This is a genomic window from Pseudomonas sp. WS 5532 (genome assembly GCF_012985445.1).
Taxonomy (GTDB): domain Bacteria; phylum Pseudomonadota; class Gammaproteobacteria; order Pseudomonadales; family Pseudomonadaceae; genus Aquipseudomonas; species Aquipseudomonas edaphica.
The window spans coordinates 18,972-36,217 of the sequence record NZ_JAAQWK010000030.1 but is presented as its reverse complement, the minus strand read 5'-3'; the positions used below and the strand labels follow the sequence as shown (position 1 = coordinate 36,217).

The 17,246-nt window shown below is 60.1% G+C and carries 14 protein-coding genes and 4 tRNA genes; 7 read left to right on the top strand and 11 right to left on the bottom strand.

Features of this window, described 5'->3' with window-relative positions; all coding sequences use genetic code 11:
* Positions 1 to 33 precede the first annotated feature (33 nt).
* Positions 34 to 669, bottom strand: a complete 636-nt coding sequence (clpP, locus tag HBO23_RS30995) for an ATP-dependent Clp endopeptidase proteolytic subunit ClpP (RefSeq protein ID WP_003174822.1) — start codon at positions 667 to 669, stop codon at positions 34 to 36.
* Positions 670 to 760: 91 nt separating this feature from the next.
* Entirely contained in the window at positions 761 to 2,071 is a 1,311-nt protein-coding gene (tig, locus tag HBO23_RS30990) for a trigger factor (protein WP_017136463.1), read from the bottom strand.
* Positions 2,072 to 2,297: 226 nt separating this feature from the next.
* On the opposite strand from tig, the gene HBO23_RS30985 reads away from it, so the two are divergent.
* Positions 2,298 to 2,558 carry a hypothetical protein gene (locus HBO23_RS30985; protein ID WP_032865532.1) on the top strand — a complete coding sequence of 87 codons (261 nt, stop codon included), beginning with the start codon at positions 2,298 to 2,300 and terminating at the stop codon, positions 2,556 to 2,558.
* 2 nt (positions 2,559 to 2,560) lie between these two features.
* Here the strand turns inward: HBO23_RS30985 and HBO23_RS30980 are convergent, their stop codons facing one another.
* From HBO23_RS30980 to HBO23_RS30960, 5 genes are all read right to left on the bottom strand, one after another.
* Entirely contained in the window at positions 2,561 to 3,154 is a 594-nt protein-coding gene (locus tag HBO23_RS30980; RefSeq protein WP_099550018.1) for an RNA polymerase sigma factor, read from the bottom strand.
* Positions 3,155 to 3,323: 169 nt separating this feature from the next.
* Positions 3,324 to 3,399, bottom strand: a tRNA-His gene (locus HBO23_RS30975).
* 76 nt (positions 3,400 to 3,475) lie between these two features.
* Positions 3,476 to 3,560 (bottom strand) — tRNA-Leu (locus HBO23_RS30970).
* Between the two features lie 56 nt (positions 3,561 to 3,616).
* Positions 3,617 to 3,692, bottom strand: a tRNA-His gene (locus HBO23_RS30965).
* A 32-nt stretch (positions 3,693 to 3,724) separates the two neighbouring features.
* Positions 3,725 to 3,801: transfer RNA gene (locus HBO23_RS30960), tRNA-Arg, on the bottom strand.
* Positions 3,802 to 4,077: 276 nt separating this feature from the next.
* On the opposite strand from HBO23_RS30960, the gene folD reads away from it, so the two are divergent.
* Positions 4,078 to 4,932: a bifunctional methylenetetrahydrofolate dehydrogenase/methenyltetrahydrofolate cyclohydrolase FolD gene (folD, locus tag HBO23_RS30955; protein WP_017136461.1), complete on the top strand. Its 855-nt coding sequence runs from the start codon at positions 4,078 to 4,080 to the stop codon at positions 4,930 to 4,932.
* Positions 4,933 to 5,140: 208 nt separating this feature from the next.
* Entirely contained in the window at positions 5,141 to 6,064 is a 924-nt protein-coding gene (pbpG, locus tag HBO23_RS30950) for a D-alanyl-D-alanine endopeptidase (protein WP_017136460.1), read from the top strand.
* Between the two features lie 111 nt (positions 6,065 to 6,175).
* Here pbpG and HBO23_RS30945 read toward each other — a convergent pair whose 3' ends face one another.
* The gene (locus HBO23_RS30945; protein ID WP_017136459.1) at positions 6,176 to 6,838 is read right to left on the bottom strand and encodes a peptidase C39 family protein; all 663 of its coding nucleotides are present in this window, start codon (positions 6,836 to 6,838) and stop codon (positions 6,176 to 6,178) included.
* Positions 6,839 to 7,035: 197 nt separating this feature from the next.
* Between HBO23_RS30945 and HBO23_RS30940 the strand changes: the two genes are divergently transcribed.
* The gene (locus HBO23_RS30940; protein WP_017136458.1) at positions 7,036 to 7,197 is read left to right on the top strand and encodes a hypothetical protein; all 162 of its coding nucleotides are present in this window, start codon (positions 7,036 to 7,038) and stop codon (positions 7,195 to 7,197) included.
* Here HBO23_RS30940 and HBO23_RS30935 read toward each other — a convergent pair.
* Positions 7,194 to 7,604, bottom strand: a complete 411-nt coding sequence (locus tag HBO23_RS30935; RefSeq protein WP_017136457.1) for a hypothetical protein — start codon at positions 7,602 to 7,604, stop codon at positions 7,194 to 7,196. The two genes, HBO23_RS30940 and HBO23_RS30935, sit on opposite strands and share 4 nt — an antisense overlap.
* Before the next feature lie 225 nt (positions 7,605 to 7,829).
* Between HBO23_RS30935 and HBO23_RS30930 the strand changes: the two genes are divergently transcribed.
* From HBO23_RS30930 to HBO23_RS30920, 3 genes are read left to right on the top strand one after another with little or no spacing between them, the layout of a single operon-like run.
* Positions 7,830 to 11,051 carry an efflux RND transporter permease subunit gene (locus tag HBO23_RS30930; protein WP_170040753.1) on the top strand — a complete coding sequence of 1,074 codons (3,222 nt, stop codon included), beginning with the start codon at positions 7,830 to 7,832 and terminating at the stop codon, positions 11,049 to 11,051.
* Positions 11,041 to 12,207, top strand: coding sequence for an efflux RND transporter periplasmic adaptor subunit (locus HBO23_RS30925; RefSeq protein ID WP_170040752.1), 1,167 nt, complete (start codon positions 11,041 to 11,043; stop codon positions 12,205 to 12,207). Before HBO23_RS30930 ends, HBO23_RS30925 begins: the two co-directional genes overlap by 11 nt.
* A complete protein-coding gene (locus HBO23_RS30920; RefSeq protein WP_170040751.1) occupies positions 12,191 to 13,609 on the top strand; it encodes an efflux transporter outer membrane subunit in 1,419 nt (472 codons plus the stop codon). Before HBO23_RS30925 ends, HBO23_RS30920 begins: the two co-directional genes overlap by 17 nt.
* A 516-nt stretch (positions 13,610 to 14,125) precedes the next feature.
* Here HBO23_RS30920 and HBO23_RS30915 read toward each other — a convergent pair.
* Together HBO23_RS30915 and HBO23_RS30910 are read right to left on the bottom strand one after the other, a co-directional pair.
* Positions 14,126 to 15,409 carry a Zn-dependent hydrolase gene (locus HBO23_RS30915; RefSeq protein WP_170040750.1) on the bottom strand — a complete coding sequence of 428 codons (1,284 nt, stop codon included), beginning with the start codon at positions 15,407 to 15,409 and terminating at the stop codon, positions 14,126 to 14,128.
* Positions 15,410 to 15,597: 188 nt separating this feature from the next.
* Complete coding sequence (locus tag HBO23_RS30910) at positions 15,598 to 17,085, bottom strand: NCS1 family nucleobase:cation symporter-1 (RefSeq protein WP_170040749.1); 1,488 nt, start codon at positions 17,083 to 17,085, stop codon at positions 15,598 to 15,600.
* Positions 17,086 to 17,246 lie beyond the last annotated feature (161 nt).

Here is a 17,246-nt window from a genome sequence, read left to right as displayed (position 1 = left end):
CATGCCGACCAGCCTTATTTTGAGGTGCTTATATTAAGCGGGGCGCTTTTCGATCACTGCGTCGATCAACCCGTATTCACGAGCAGCTTCAGCGCTCATGAAATTGTCGCGGTTGGTATCACGCTCGATTTCTTCCAGGGTGTGCCCGCTGTGTTTGGCCATCAGCGTGTTCAGACGCTCACGAATAAACAGGATTTCCTTGGCGTGGATTTCGATGTCCGATGCCTGGCCCTGGAAACCGCCCAACGGCTGGTGAATCATCACGCGCGAGTTCGGCAGGCAGTAACGCTTGCCCTCGGCACCTGCGGTCAGCAGGAAAGCGCCCATGCTGCAGGCCTGGCCGATGCACGTGGTCGACACGTTTGGCTTGATGAACTGCATGGTGTCGTAGATCGACATGCCTGCAGTAACCGAGCCGCCCGGGGAGTTGATGTAAAGATGGATGTCCTTGTCCGGGTTTTCCGCTTCAAGGAACAGCAGTTGCGCGCAGATCAGGTTGGCCATGTAGTCCTCTACCGGGCCGACCAGAAAAATCACTCGCTCCTTGAGCAGGCGCGAGTAGATGTCATAGGCGCGTTCGCCACGAGCAGATTGCTCGACAACCATCGGGACCAAGCCGCCAGCGGCCTGGATATCAGAGTTCTGCTGAATATAGGAATTACGGAACATGCTCTGCAGTTACTCCCAAATAGTCATGTCTTGAAAACGCATAAGCCAGCGCGAGGCTGGCTTATGGTTATATTTCGAACGAGTTGGACAATCAGTCGGCTTGTGCTGCTTCCGCCGGTTTGACTGCTTCTTCGTAAGAGACCGCTTTGTCGGTCACCTTAGCCTTCTGCAGAACAGTATCCACAACTTGTTCTTCCAGCACAACCGAACGTACTTCGTTCAGTTGCTGGTCGTTCTTGTAGTACCAAGCCACGACCTGCTCAGGCTCCTGGTAGGCCGAAGCCATTTCCTGGATCATTTCGCGAACGCGATCTTCGTCAGGCTTGAGGTCGAATTGCTTGACCACTTCAGCCACGACCAGACCCAGCACAACGCGGCGCTTGGCTTGCTCTTCGAACAGCTCGGCCGGCAGCTGGTCAGGCTTGATGTTGCCACCGAACTGCTGAACCGCTTGAACGCGCAGGCGATCCACTTCGTTGGACAGCAGGGCCTTGGGCACTTCGATCGGGTTGGCGGCCAGCAGACCATCCATCACCTGGTTCTTGACCTTGGACTTGATGGCCTGACGCAGCTCACGCTCCATGTTCTTGCGAACTTCGGTACGGAAGCCGTCGATGCCGGTTTCCTTGATACCGAACTGGGCGAAGAATTCTTCGTTCAGCTCAGGCAGCTTAGGCTCGGAAACACTGTTGACGGTCACGGTGAACTCGGCGGCTTTGCCGGCCAGGTCCAGGTTCTGGTAGTCAGCAGGGAAAGTCAGGTTCAGAACGCGCTCTTCACCGGCCTTGGCGCCAACCAGGCCGTCTTCGAAGCCCGGGATCATGCGGTTGGAACCCAGCACCAGCTGGGTGCCCTTGGCGGAGCCGCCAGCGAATGCTTCGCCGTCAACCTTGCCAACGAAATCGATGTTCAGCTGGTCTTCGTTCTGGGCGGCACGGTCGGCCACTTCAAAACGGGTGTTCTGCTTGCGCAGGATTTCCAGCATGTTGTCCAGGTCGGCATCTGCCACGTCAGCGCTCAGGCGCTCAACGGCGATGTCTTCGAAACCGGCAACGGTGAATTCCGGGAACACTTCGAATACGGCAACGTATTCCAGGTCTTTACCGGCTTCCAGGGACTTAGGCTCGATCGAAGGCGAACCCGCTGGGTTCAGCTTGTGCTCGACAACGGCTTCGTAGAAGGAAGCCTGGATCACGTCACCAACAGCTTCCTGACGCGCATCGGCACCAAAACGACGCTTGATTTCACTCATTGGCACTTTGCCTGGACGGAAACCAGCGATCTTGGCCTTTTGGGCAGTCTGCTGCAGACGCTTGTTGACCGCAGTCTCAATACGCTCTGCCGGCACGGTGATGCTCAGGCGGCGCTCGATGGCAGTAGTATTTTCAACAGAAACTTGCATGGATATTCCTCGTTGCACAGACGTTAGCCGGCCGTTTCCGACCCCAGAATCAAGGGCATGCATTCTAGTGGGTCAAACTCAAGAAGTCACCCTACTGAAAACGGGTGGAAAAACAGCAGGCCATTTATAGGTTCAAGTGCACGCATGCACCTCATCCCGTTAGCAAATACAGCGCATCTCGCCAGGGCTCTAGCGCCAGCCCTTCTATATATATAGAAGAGGCTGGATGCACACCCCGGCGAGCGACCCTGCAAGCAAGGTCGAAGGGTGTGGCAGCAGCATCGAGAAACACAAATACGATGAAACGCCCTACCCTGGAAACTCAAAACACTCAAACAAAAACGGCACAGCCCTTTTTCAGGTACTGCGCCGTTATTCGCTATTAAATAGCTGTACCGACCCTTATATAGCCGCGGATCAGTTCTACACGCTCAAAACCGGCAACGATTCTAACGCCAAGGCATTGAGAATGCTTGTTTTTTCTTGACGTCAATCAACGCCACAGGCCTGATGCCGGTCGATGGCGGCAAAAACCCGACTGCGCGCCCGGTGCAGCAGCACCCGCGCATTGCACAGACTGACGCCCAGCAACTCGGCAATCTCCTCAAGCTCAAGCCCTACCCGCTCACGCAGCACAAGCGCAGCGCTCTGAAGCGTCGACAGTTCCTGCAACGCGCGCTCGATACAGGCGCGCAGTTCGTCTTCACTGACCAGCGCCTCGGGCGTATCTTCATGCCAGCCCGCCGGTGCCGACAGCCACTGGCCACTGGCGGCGCAAAAGCGCTCCTGACCCTGCGAGTCATCGAAAAACACTTCGCGCCGACTCCGACCATAGCGGCCCTTGGCTTTATTGGCCGTAATCGTCAGCACCCAGGTCTTGAGGCTGGAGCGCCCCTGAAAACCACTCAGCCCGCGCACAATCGCCAACCAGGCATCCTGCACCACATCATCGACATGCCGATGCCCGGCGATCGCCGAAGCCACCGCACGCATGGCGCCCTGATGAGTTTTGACCAGGTCGCAATAGGCCGATTGCTCCCCCAACAGCAGGCGCCCGAGCAAATGCGCCTCGCCAACCGCCATTCCCTGACTTTGATCCTGCTGTTGTGCCAACATTTTTCAGACCCTCCACGTAGCAGCGGATGAGGATCCAGGCCCATCCACGGCCATCCTCGTCAGTACATACGCGGCAGGGCATTTTTTGGATGCAAAAAAAAAGCGCCAGATCATTGATCTGGCGCTTTTTAAAATATGGGGTGGACGAAGGGGATCGAACCCTCGACAACGGGAGTCACAATCCCGTGCTCTACCAACTGAGCTACGCCCACCATATTGCTTCAACAAGGAACTCGAACACCTTCCTTGTCTGGCCTCACCCTGCCTGATGGCTGGGTGACGCTTAATTGGTGCGGATGAAGAGACTCGAACTCTTACGCCTCGCGGCGCTGGAACCTAAATCCAGTGTGTCTACCAATTCCACCACATCCGCGCTTGAAACTCTTAAAGCAAAGGCGCCAGATGATTAATCTGGCGCCTTTCTAAATATGGGGTGGACGAAGGGGATCGAACCCTCGACAACGGGAGTCACAATCCCGTGCTCTACCAACTGAGCTACGCCCACCATATAGCGCTACTTGTGCCAAAGCTGCCTAATGGCGCACCCGGCAGGACTCGAACCTGCGACCATCCGCTTAGAAGGCGGATGCTCTATCCAGCTGAGCTACGGGCGCCTTATTAATCTGTACTCGTTGAAGATTACAAACTAAGTGCTTCCAGCCTTGCAGAACAGCTCTATCTGCTCGACCTTCTTAACCAGTGCTAGGCTGTGCCCGACAAGTGCGACGAATAGTATAGACGGCCTTGATACCCGTCAAATCTTTTTTGAAAAAAACTGATTTTATTTAAGGGGTTAGGGCAATTTGCAGACCAAGCGCCTTTGCCCTCACGTCATGGCGTGCGAGAATGCGCGCACTTTTCTTCCCCCTCTCGATGGTTAATCACGCGTAATGACTGCACAACTTATCGACGGCAAATCAATCGCCGCCAGCCTGCGCCAGCAGATCGCCAAACGAGTCACCGAGCGCCGCCTGCAAGGTCTGCGCACGCCTGGCCTCGCGGTGATCCTGGTCGGCAGCGATCCTGCCTCTCAGGTTTATGTCTCGCACAAGCGTAAAGACTGTGAAGAGGTCGGCTTTATTTCCAAGGCCTACGACTTGCCTTCCGAGACCACCCAGCAGGCGCTTACCGACCTGATCGACGGCCTCAACGACGACCCGGCCATTGACGGTATCCTGCTGCAACTGCCACTGCCCGAGCACCTGGACGCCTCCAAACTGTTGGAGCGCATCCGCCCGGACAAAGACGTCGACGGCTTCCACCCCTATAACGTCGGCCGCCTGGCCCAACGCATCCCGCTGCTGCGCCCCTGCACCCCGAAGGGCATCATGACCCTGCTGGAGAGCACCGGCGTCGATCTGTACGGTCTGGATGCCGTAGTCGTTGGTGCCTCCAACATTGTTGGCCGCCCTATGGCCATGGAGCTGCTGCTGGCCGGCTGCACCGTGACTGTCACCCACCGTTTCACCAAAGACCTCGCCGGCCATGTTGGCCGTGCCGACCTGGTGGTGGTTGCCGCGGGCAAGCCGGGCCTGGTCAAGGGCGAGTGGATCAAGGAAGGCGCGATCGTGATCGATGTGGGCATCAACCGTCAGGACGACGGCAAGCTGGTCGGCGACGTGGTGTACGAAACCGCCCTGCCCCGTGCCGGCTGGATCACCCCGGTACCCGGCGGTGTCGGCCCGATGACCCGTGCGTGCCTGCTGGAAAACACCCTGTATGCCGCAGAAAGCCTGCACGGCTAATAACCTGCCGTACTGAAAAAGCCCTGCCTTATCGCAGGGCTTTTTATTGAATGGCTAAAAACCCTTTTTTCTTAGTTTTTAAGCACTTTCGTCTGGATCTAGAAGAACATTCGACAGTTCTTCGTCCATACTCCTAAAATGTAACGGCATTTATCAAAAAACCGTTCTCGAACGGCATTTTCCTTACTTTTTTAGCGAGTTCACCCGCGTGAAAATTCGTCTCTCTCTTGTCAGCCTATTTTTTGCATTTACAGGCACCTTCGCGCACGCCAGCGAAACCACCCTCGCCCCGCGTGATACTTCAAAACTGCAGATTGCTTCCGGCAGCGCCATCCTGGTCGACCTGCAGACCAACAAAGTCATCTATTCCAGCAACCCCGACGTGGTGGTGCCAATTGCCTCCGTCAGCAAGCTGATGACCGGCCTGATCGTGCTCGAAGCCAAACAGAACATGGATGAGTACATCGACATCAACATCAAGGACACGCCAGAAATGAAAGGCGTGTTCTCCCGGGTGAAAATCGGCAGCGAAATGCCGCGCAAGGAAATGCTGCTGATCGCCCTGATGTCCTCGGAAAACCGCGCCGCCGCCAGCCTGGCCCACCACTACCCGGGCGGCTACCCGGCGTTTATTGCAGCGATGAACGCCAAGGCCAAGGCACTGGGCATGACCAGCACGCACTACGTGGAGCCCACCGGCCTGTCGATTCACAACGTGTCCACCGCCCGCGACCTGAGCAAGCTGCTGGCCGCCGCGCGTAAATACCCGATGCTGAGCCAACTGAGCACCACCAAGGAAAAGACCGTGGCGTTCCGCAAGCCCAACTACACCTTGGGCTTCTCCAACACCGATCACCTGATCAACCGCGCCAACTGGGATATCAAGCTGACCAAGACCGGCTTCACCAACCAGGCCGGCCACTGCCTGGTGCTGGTGACCAGCATGGGCAACCGCCCGGTGTCGCTGGTGATCCTTGATGCGTTCGGCAAGTTCACCCACTTTGCCGATGCCACGCGTATCCGCAACTGGGTCGAAACGGGGCGCGGCGGTTCGGTGCCGGACGTGGCCTTGCGCTACAAGGCCGACAAGAACCTGAAGAATCGCCCGAACGCCGCTGAAGTACGCCGCTGAATAATGTGGGAGCTGGCTTGCCTGCGATAGCATCAACGCGGTGCAACAGATAAACCGAGTTGCCTGCATCGCAGGCAAGCCAGCTCCCACAGGCTATAGCCTTCAGCGTTTTTACTTTCTTTCCGCCAATACCTTGAGCGCCTGCGCAGCCGCCTGCTCCTGCCCGGCCTGCGCCGTGGCATTGGCAGAATCGCGCCAGCGCTGCACATCCACATTCGCCGGCAACTGGCTCGGGCGCTGGGTCAAAATCGCCCAGTGCCCCGCGCTCTTCCACGCCGACTCAAAATTACTGAAGCTCATCAACAGCCGTCGGTCCATGCCCGAGCGCAGCAGCACGGTGCTTTTCTGCTGATTGAACCCCACCACCACGACATAACGCGTGCCCGACCACATGCTCGGGTTGATCCGCGCCATCACCGGGTAACCCGCCGCCACTTGCGCCAGCACGGCCGTCAGCTGGCTGTCCAGCGGGTACACCATCAGCCCGTATTCACGCGCCAGCACCTGCATATTGCGCTCAAGGTTCGCCTCGCCACCCGGTAAGTGCAGCGGTTTGTCCAGCAAGCCGGGTGTCATGACAATGCCTTGTTGCGACAGCATGCTGGCTAAAGCTGAAGGACCGCTCTGATAGGCCTCGCTGCGATACGCCGGCACACCCGTGAGTTCAACGCGCTCCGGCAACCCCGCCAGTTTCGACGGGTGCCCGGAACACGCCGCCAGCCCGAGGGCGCACGCCAGCAGCAAGGAGGTTTTAACGTTCGAGCGTAAGCGCAATTTTTTACTCTCTTGATCAACGGCCGGTAAGGGCCCAGATCATAGCCCAATCGCGTTTAGGGAGTAGCGACAGGCTGCTGATATAGCCAACAAGTTGGACCGATTCGACCATTGGTCAATAGCACGCAACCGTCAGCTGGCTAGACTGTCCATTGAGAAGACTGTGTGTGCCCCCAGCGGGGCGAAAGGAGGCCAGAATGAGCCTTGCAACAACGATTTTCCTGTTGGTCTGCGGTTGGCTGTCAGTAGCCGCCGCCATGCTGTGGGGCGTGATGCGCGTAACGCGTCGGCATCACCACCCCCATGTCACACCGGCTGCACCCGCCAAGCCGCACAAGGCCGCGGTGCATCACGCCTAGCCAGGCATGCAACTGAAGTCTTGAGTCGCGGCCACTTCCTTGCCGCGACCGTCCTTGAGCACGGCACGCACGGTAGTGCCCAGGCTGGATTCCACCAGCGTGTAGTGCTCACCCGCCTTGAAGTTCTTGTACTCGACCCGGCCCTGGCAGTCTTGCTGGTTGTCGTCGCCCGGCTCTTCTTCAAACAGTGTCACATCCAAACGATGGCCCCCCGGCGTCACTTCAAAATAGCGACCGTCATCCACGCGGTGGCCGTCGACGCGCTCGGCCATCAGGTCATTTGGCGCTTCTTCCTTCAGACCAATCCATGCCTCGCTCGGGTCAGCTTTAGGGATGGGGCCGGCGCAGGCTGACAACAACAAAACAACACCAAGCGCGGGGATCAACAACAGAGGTTTGAATGACATGGCAGGGCTCCAAAGGGCATCAGTAAAAACGTTGAAGGCGATTCAAATGTATCGCCGCCGATGGGTTACAAGCTTGGAGAGCTGCCCTATGTAGAACAAATGAATACATATGAAACGATCTTCAGCCGTTAACTAAATGTTCCTTCACCTGGCTGAAAGGTACGTGTTAGGTGGGTCGGGCAAGACTGCCGGGGTTTGCAATCCTGCTCCCTCGGAGGTTCACGCATGCTCGGGCTGGTAAAGACCGCACTGCAAAAGCCCTACACGTTTATCGTGTTGGCCATATTCATCTGCATCATCGGGCCGATGGCGGCCCTGCGAACCCCCACGGATGTTTTTCCCGATATCGGCATCCCCGTCGTCGCTGTGGTTTGGCAGTACAACGGCCTGTCGCCGGACGCCATGGCCGGTCGGGTGATCTACACCTACGAACGCTCCTTGAGCACCACTGTCAACGACATCGAACACATCGAATCGCAATCGCTGCCCGGCATGGGCATCGTCAAAATCTTCTTCCAACCGGGTGTGGATATCCGCACCGCCAACGCCCAAGTCACGGCCGTGTCACAGACCGTGCTCAAGCAGATGCCACCGGGCATCACGCCGCCGCTGATCCTCAACTACAGCGCCTCCACGGTGCCGATCCTGCAACTGGCGTTTTCCAGCCCCAGCCTCTCGGAAGCCAAGATCCGCGACCTGGTACAGAACAATATCCGCCTGCCCTTGAGCGCCCTGCCCGGCCTGGCCATGCCCACGCCAATGGGTGGCAAGCAACGCCAGATCACCCTCGACCTCGACCCGCAGGCGCTGGCCGCCAAAGGCTTGTCGGCACAGGACGTGGGCAACGCCCTGGCGCTGCAAAACCAGATCATTCCAGTGGGTACCGCCAAACTCGGCCCCAACGAATACACGATCCTGCTCAACAACAGCCCCAAGGCGATTGATGAGCTCAACGACCTGCCGATCAAGACGGTCGACGGCGCAATCATCACCATCGGCCAAGTGGCCCACGTGCGTGACGGCTCGCCGCCGCAGACCAACATCGTGCGCGTCGACGGCCATCGCGCGGTGCTGATGCCAGCGTTGAAAAACGGCAGTATCTCTACTCTGTCGATCATCGACGGCATCCGCCAGATGCTGCCGCGCATCAACGAAACCCTGCCACCGTCGCTGAAGACCTCACTGCTGGGCGACGCCTCGGTGTTCGTCAAACAATCGGTGGGCAGCGTGGCCCAGGAAGGCATCATCGCGGCGCTGCTGACCAGTGCGATGATCCTGCTGTTCCTTGGCAGCTGGCGTTCCACCTTGATCATCGCCGCTTCGATTCCGTTGGCGGTGTTGTCGGCCATTGCATTGCTGGCGGCCACCGGGCAAACCCTCAACGTGATGACCCTCGGCGGGCTCGCGTTGGCGGTGGGGATTCTGGTGGATGACGCCACGGTGACCATCGAAAACATCAACTGGCACCTGGAACAAGGCAAGGCGGTGAAGACCGCGATCCTCGACGGCGCCGCGCAGATCGTCGGCCCGGCGTTTGTGTCGCTGCTGTGTATCTGCATCGTGTTTGTGCCGATGTTCCTGCTGCAAGGCATCGCCGGTTACCTGTTCCGGCCGATGGCGCTGGCGGTGATTTTCGCCATGGCCAGCTCGTTCATTCTTTCGCGGACCCTGGTGCCGACCCTGGCGATGTTTCTGCTCAAGCCGCACGCGCCGGAGCAAGGGCCTGGGCATCACCCAGAAGATGAGTTCATCAACCATCACGAAGGTGAACAGCACAAGAAACCGCGCAACCGTGTGCTGCAATCGGTGCTGAACTTCCAGCAGGGTTTCGAACGCCATTTCTCGAATATCCGTGACACCTACCACGGCCTGCTGACCCTGGCGCTGGGCGCACGCAAGCGCTTTATCGTCGGTTTCCTGGCCTGCGTGCTGGCCTCGTTCCTGCTGTTGCCGAGCCTGGGCCAGGACTTCTTCCCGGCCACCGACGCCGGAGCGCTTGCCCTGCATGTGCGCCTGCCATTGGGTACGCGTATTGAAGAAAGCGCGGCGGCGTTCGACCGCATTGAAGCGCGGATTCGCGAAGTGATCCCGGCCGAGCAACTCGACACCATCGTCGACAACATCGGCATCCCGCTCAGCGGCATCGACATGGCCTACAGCAGCAGCGGCACCATCGGCCCGCAGGACGGCGACATCCAGGTCAGCTTGAAAAAGGACCACGCGCCGACCGCCGACTACGTGAAAAAACTGCGTGAAGCCTTGCCGCAAAGCTTCCCCGGCAGCCACTTTGCGTTCCTCCCTGCCGACATCAGCAGCCAGATTCTCAACTTCGGTGCCCCGGCGCCGCTGGACGTGAAAATCTCCGGGCGCAGCGATGCGGAAAACCGCGCCTACGCCATCGAACTGGAGCGCCGCCTGCAACATATTCCGGGCATTGCCGACCTGCGCATCCAGCAGTCCACCGGCTACCCGTCGTTGCAAGTGAACGTCGACCGTATGCGTGCCAATGGCCTGGGCATCACCGAGCGTGACGTGACCAACAGCATGGTTGCCTCGCTCGCCGGCAGCTCACAGGTGGCGCCGACGTTCTGGCTTAACCCGGCCAACGGCGTGTCGTACTCCATCGTCGCCGCCACCCCGCAATACCGCCTCGACAGCTTGCCGTCACTGGAAGCCTTGCCGGTGACCGGTGCCGATGGGCAATCGCAAATCCTCGGCGGCGTGGCGAGCATCTCTCGCGTGCAAAGCCCGGCGGTGGTGACCCACTACAACATCGAGCCGACCCTGGACCTGTACGCCAACGTGCAAGGCCGCGACCTCGGCGGCGTGGCCCGTGACGTGCAAAAAGTGCTGGATGACACCGCCTCCATGCGCCCCAAAGGCGCGGTGATCAGCCTGCACGGGCAGATCGATGCGCTGCATGAAGCGTTCAGCGGGTTGAGCTTCGGCTTGCTCGGCGCCGTGGTGCTGATCTACCTGCTGATCGTGGTCAACTTCCAGTCGTGGGCTGACCCGTTTGTGATCATCACTGCACTGCCGGCGGCACTGGCGGGGATTGTGTGGATGCTGTTCCTCAGCGGCACCTCGCTGTCGGTGCCGGCACTCACCGGCGCCATCCTCTGTATGGGCGTGGCCACCGCCAACTCAATCCTTGTGGTGAGCTTCTGCCGTGAACGCCTGGCCGAACATGGCGACGCGCTGAAGGCGGCCATGGAAGCCGGTTACACGCGCTTCCGCCCGGTGTGCATGACCGCCCTGGCGATGATCATCGGCATGTTGCCGCTGGCGATTTCCGAGGAGCAGAACGCCCCGCTCGGTCGCGCCGTTATCGGTGGCTTGATCTTCGCCACCATCGCCACTTTGTTGTTTGTACCCGTGGTCTTCAGCCTGGTCCACGGTCGTCACCCTACTCGCGCAGTTGCTGGAGAAACTTCACATGTCGTCTGATCACAAACCCTCGCGCAAGCGTCTGATGCTCCTGGGTGTCGGCGGCCTCACCTTGGCCGCCCTGTTGGTCGCCAACGGCCTGCACGCCCGCACCACCCACGAAGAGGCGGTTACGGCCTGGACCGAAACCGCCGCCATCCCTCAGGTGATGGTGTTCCAGCCCAAGCAGAACGCGGCCGGCGATACCCTGCGCCTGCCCGCGCACCTCGACGCCTGGAGCAAGGCGCCGATCCATGCGCGGGTGAGCGGTTACTTGAAGGACTGGAAAGTCGACATCGGCAGCCAGGTCAAAGCCGGGCAAATCCTCGCTGAAATCGACAGCCCGGACCTCGACCAGCAACTGGCGCAAACCCACGCGCGCCTGCTCCAGGAACAGGCCAACGCACGCCTGGCCGCAACCACCGCCACACGCTGGCAGAACCTGCTCGCCAGCCATTCGGTGTCGCGTCAGGAGGCGGATGAAAAAACCTCCAACGCCGCTGCCGCCAAAGCCAACGCCGAGGCCGCCGCTGCCGACTATGCGCGGCTGTCGGCGCTGGAAAGCTACAAGACCATCCGCGCTCCGTTCGCCGGCACCATCACCGCGCGCAACACCGATATCGGCCAGTTGATCAAGGCCGACACCGACAGCGACCCGGAACTGTTCAACATCGCCGACACTCACCAACTGCGTCTGTATGTGCCGGTGCCGCAGAACTACGCGTCGGTGATCCACCCTGGGCTTGAGGCCGAGCTGACCGTACCCGAGCACCCTGGCGAGCACTTCAAGGCGCGCCTGATCGGCGACTCCACCGCCATCGACCGCCGTTCCGGCACCCTGCTTGCGCAGTTCGTCGCCGACAACCCCAACGGCGAGTTGCTGCCCGGTGACTACGCCGAAACCACGCTGCCAATCCCGGCCGACACCCACGGCGTGAGCATCCCGGCCAGCGCCTTGATCTTCCGCGCCCAAGGCACCCAAGTGGCGGTGCTGGACGCGCAGAACCATGTGCACCTGCAAGACATCCACATCGGCCTGGACCTGGGCGAGCGCCTGGTGATCGACCAAGGCCTCAAACCCGCCGACCGCGTGGTCGACAACCCGCCCGACGCCCTGCGCGAAGGCGACCCGGTAGAGCTTGCCCAAGCCGGAGGTGCGCATGCGCGCAAGGTTTAACCCCCTAGCGGCGTTGGTACTATTGGCCTTGCAGGGTTGCTCGATGGCGCCCACCTACAAGGTGCCCGCCGTTGACCTGCCGGCCGGCTACCGCGAACAGACCAGCGATGGCCCGTGGCACAGCGCACAACCGTCCGACCAACTGGCACCCGAATGGTGGAAGCTCTACAACGATTCGCACCTCAATGACCTGCAACAGCAACTGCTCAAGGCCAACCCGGACCTGGCGGCGGCACTGGCGCACTTTGATGCGTCCCAGGCGTATGCCAGCCAATTGCATGCCGGGCTGTTCCCGCAAATCACCGCCAGCGCGCAGCCATTGCGCCAGCGGCAATCGGATTCGCGGCCGCTGCGTGGCGATACGCAGCCATCGGTGTACAACAGCAATACCGCAGCGTTTTCGCTGAGCTACGACCTGGACCTGTGGGGCAAGATCCGCAACCAGGTCGCAGCGGGCGATGCGCAGGCACAAGCCTCCGGGGATGACCTGGCAGTGGCGCGCCTGAGCCTGCAGCATCAATTGGCGACCCTGTATGTGCAGCTCAATGGGCTGGATGCACAGAGTCGGATCCTCAATAGCTCGCTGGAGGATTTCAGCCAGGCGCTGCAACTGACCCGCAGCCGATACGAAGGCCAGATTGCTTCCGAACTCGACCTGACCCGTGCGCAAAACCAACTGGCCGAAGCCAAAGCCCAGCTGGATGAAGTGCGCGGGCAACGCAACCTTACCGAGCACGCCATTGGTGAATTGGTGGGTGTGGCAGCCAGCAACTTCACGTTGCCGCCAAGCCGGCAATTGATTGCCCTGCCGGGCATCCCATCGCAACTGCCGAGCCACCTGCTGCAACGTCGTCCGGACATTGCGGCGGCGGAACGGCGGGTGTTCGCGGCCAATGCCAATATTGGCGTGGCCAAGGCGGCGTGGTATCCGGATTTCAGTCTCACCGGGTTAATCGGTGGGCAGACCCAAGGGGTTGGCAACCTGCTGTCTGCCGGCAACCGCTACTGGGCGCTGGGGCCGTTGGTGAATCTGCCGATCTTTGATGGTGGGCGGCTGAGCGCCAATGAACGGCAGGCCAAGGCCGAGTTTGAAGAGGCGTCGGCGCAGTACCGTAGCCATGTGCTCAAAGCGGTGCGTGAGGTGGAAGATAACCTGGCGCAATTGCGGGACCTGCAGCAGGAAGCCCAGGATGAGCAAGCGGCAGCGGATGCGGCGCAGCATACGCAGGCATTGGCGATGAACAGCTATCAGGCCGGGGCCGTGAGCTATCTGGATGTGGTGACCGCGCAAACGGCAGCGTTGCAGGCGCAGCGGACCTTGCAGGCGGTGCAAACGCGGCAATTGCAGGCGAGTGTAGGGTTAGTCACGGCCCTCGGCGGTGGCTGGCAACCCGGCGCCTGACACTCCCCTGTAGATCGTCCCCACGCTCCGCGTGGGCATGCAGCCGGTGACGCTCCGCGTCACGACTTTAAGGGCGGACGCAGAGCGTCCAGAGCGGCATTCCCACGCAGAGCGTGGGAACGATCTGCAACTCTGCGTCTGTTTTTTGGGGCTGCTGCGCAGCCCAACGCAGGGCAAGCCTGCTCGCCACAACAGCCCGCTTGCCACAGACTTTGTATTCAACAGAAGTTGCTTAGAGACTCCCTGTAGATCGTCCCCACGCTCCGCGTGGGCATGCAGCCGGTGACGCTCCGCGTCACGACTTTAAGGGTGGACGCAGAGCGTCCAGAGCGGCATTCCCACGCAGAGCGTGGGAACGATCTGCAAAGCACAGCTGGGACTAAAGGTGGGAGCTGGCTTGCCTGCGATGAGCATAGGTATCTACCCACCTTTTTAAAGCTGCCACAACAGCCCGCTTGCCACAGACTTTGTATTCAACAGAAGTTGCTTAGATACCTGTACTGCGATAGCCCCCTATCAGGCAGCAAGCTTCCCACTGGCAATCGCCGCCGACGCGGCCAGCATCGCCCGCAGCAAGACGGCACACCCTGCCGCCAAATCATCCGGCGCGGCATTCTCGATTTCGTTATGGCTGATACCTCCTTCACATGGCACGAAGATCATCCCCGCCGGGCCCAGCTCAGCGACAAAGATCGCGTCGTGCCCTGCCCCGCTGACGATATCCATGTTCGACAAGCCCAACCCGTTCGCCGCATCGCGCACCGCGTCCACGCAGCCTTTGTCGAAGTACAACGGCGGGAAGTCAGCAGTGGGTTCCAGCTCGAACGTCAGCCCATGCTTGGCACAGGTCTCATCGATCACCTTGCGCACCTGCGCAATCATCGAATCCAGCCGCGCCGGTTCCAGGTGGCGGAAGTCCAGGGTCATGCGCACTTCACCGGGGATCACGTTGCGTGAGCCTGGGTAGGCTTGCAGGCAACCGACAGTGCCGCACGCATGGGGTTGATGCCCCAACGCCGCGGCATTCACCGCCGCCACCACGGCGGCCGCGCCCACAAGCGCATCCTTGCGCAGGTGCATCGGCGTCGGCCCTGCATGCGCCTCAACACCGCGCAGTTTCAGGTCGAACCACTTCTGCCCCAATGCCCCCAGCACCACGCCGATGGTTTTCTTCTCGTCCTCCAGAATCGGGCCTTGCTCGATATGCGCTTCGAAATACGCGCCCACCTTGTGTCCACTGACAGCACGCGTGCCCGCATAGCCAATCGCATTCAACGCATCGCCCACGCTGACGCCATCCACATCAACCTTGGCCAAGGTATCGGCCAAAGTGAATTTCTCGGCAAACACGCCCGAGCCCATCATGCACGGCGGGAAGCGTGAGCCTTCTTCGTTGGTCCACACCACCACTTCCAGCGGCGCTTCGGTTTCGATCTTGAGGTCATTGAGGGTGCGCAGCACTTCCACGCCCGCCAGCACGCCGAAGCAGCCGTCGAACTTGCCGCCCGTAGGCTGGGTGTCGATATGGCTGCCGGTCATCACCGGTGGAAGGTTGGGATTGCGGCCTGGGCGCCGGGCGAAAATATTGCCGATGCCATCGACGGTCACGGTGCAACCCGCGTCTTCACACCACTGCACAAACAGGTCGCGGGCCTTGCGGTCGAGATCGGTAAGGGCCAGGCGACAAACACCGCCCTTGGGCGTGGCGCCAAGTTTGGCCAGGTCCATCAGCGACTGCCACAGGCGGTCGCGGTTGATGTGCTGATGGGTCGATTGCAGAACGTCCAGGGCAGCGTTCATGGGGATCTCCTCAGGCTGTGTTTCTTATGATTTAACTCGATCCAATGTGAACCGAGCTTGTGTGGGAGCTGGCTTGTGTGGGAGCTGGCTTGCCTGCGATACAGGCGACTCGGTATTCCCGCCGAACCGTGGTGATGCAATCGCAGCGGTGCGACGACTCGACAAGCCAGCTCCCACATTAGCTGTATTTACACAGGTGATTTGGCGGCGACCGGTCTGATGCCACGCTTGGCATTCAGGCCGTAATACAGCACCCCACCCAACGCCGAGCCGGTGAACCAGCCGTAGCTGTAAAACCAACTGAACGCATCACTGCCCAGCGACAGCAAGGTCAGCACCACCGGCACGCCGAAGGCCACAAAGCCGCTCCAGTTCCATGCCGGGTACACGTCGTCGCGGTACAAACCGGCCAGGTCCAGTTGCTGTTTGCGCGTAATGAAATAGTCCACCACCATAATCCCGGCAATCGGGCCGAGCAGGCTGGAATAGCCCAGCAACCAGTTGGAATACACGGTTTCCAGGCTCACATCCGAGACAATCAGCCCGAGTTTTTTCAGCAGTTCGTGGGCCATCAATGCCAGCCCGACCAGGCCGGTGAGGATCACCGCCGTGGTGCGGTTGATCAGCTTGGGCGCGATGTTCTGGAAGTCGTTGGTGGGCGAGACGATGTTCGCGGCGGTGTTGGTGGACAAGGTGGCGATGATGATCAGCGCCATGGCGATGGCGACCCACACCGGACTCTGGATATGCCCGATCAAGGTGACGGGGTCGGAAACGCTCACACCCACCAGTTTCACCGAGGCAGCCGTCATGATCACGCCAAGGGCAGCGAACAGGAACATGGTCAGCGGCAGGCCGAAAATCTGCCCGAGAATCTGGTCCTTCTGGCTGTTGGCGTAGCGGCTGAAGTCGGGAATGTTCAGCGACAAGGTGGCCCAGAAGCCGACCATGGCTGTCAGCCCGGCCATGAAGTAACCGGTGAGGCTTGCGCCTTCGGGGCGCTTGGGTGGAATCGCCATCAGTTCACTCAGCGACACATTCGGCATCGCCCACACCAGCAAGCCTATTCCCACCGCCACCAGCAGCGGCGCCGACAAGGTTTCCAGGCGCTTGATCGACTCGGCGCCGCGCAGCACCACCCACAGGTTCAGGGTCCAGAAAATCATGAAGCCGATCACTTCACCGGTGCCACCAAGGGACTTCCAACCTTCGAAAATCGAGCCCAGGAACAGGTGAATCGCCAGCCCGCCGAACATCGTCTGGATGCCAAACCAGCCACAGGCCACCAGCGCGCGAATCAGGCACGGCACGTTGGAGCCGAGGATGCCGAAGGACGAACGCAACAGCACCGGAAACGGAATGCCGTACTTGGTACCCGGGAAGGCGTTAAGGGTCAGCGGGATCAGCACCACGATGTTGGCGAGCAAAATCGCGATCAGCGCCTCGCCCACCGACAGCCCGAAATAGGCGGTGAGCACCCCGCCCAGGGTGTAGGTCGGCACGCAGATCGACATACCGACCCACAGCGCAGTGATGTGCCACTTGTTCCAGGTGCGTTCATGCACCTTGGTCGGTGCCATGTCGTGGTTGTAGCGCGGGCTGTCGAGGACGTCGGGGCCGGCGTCGAGTTCATACAGGCCGTTGCGTTCAATGACTTGCGATCTGTTCTGTTGCATGGCCGCTCCACGGTTTTTTTTAAAATTATTGTTGCTCATCCAGCGCGTGGCGCCGGATGGCCGGAGTACCTCGTAAACAACATGACATCACGGGCTCGGCCAGCCGCCACTGCACTCAAAATCCGTGCCGACAACCGCATCTGAACCCGCACCGCTTATAT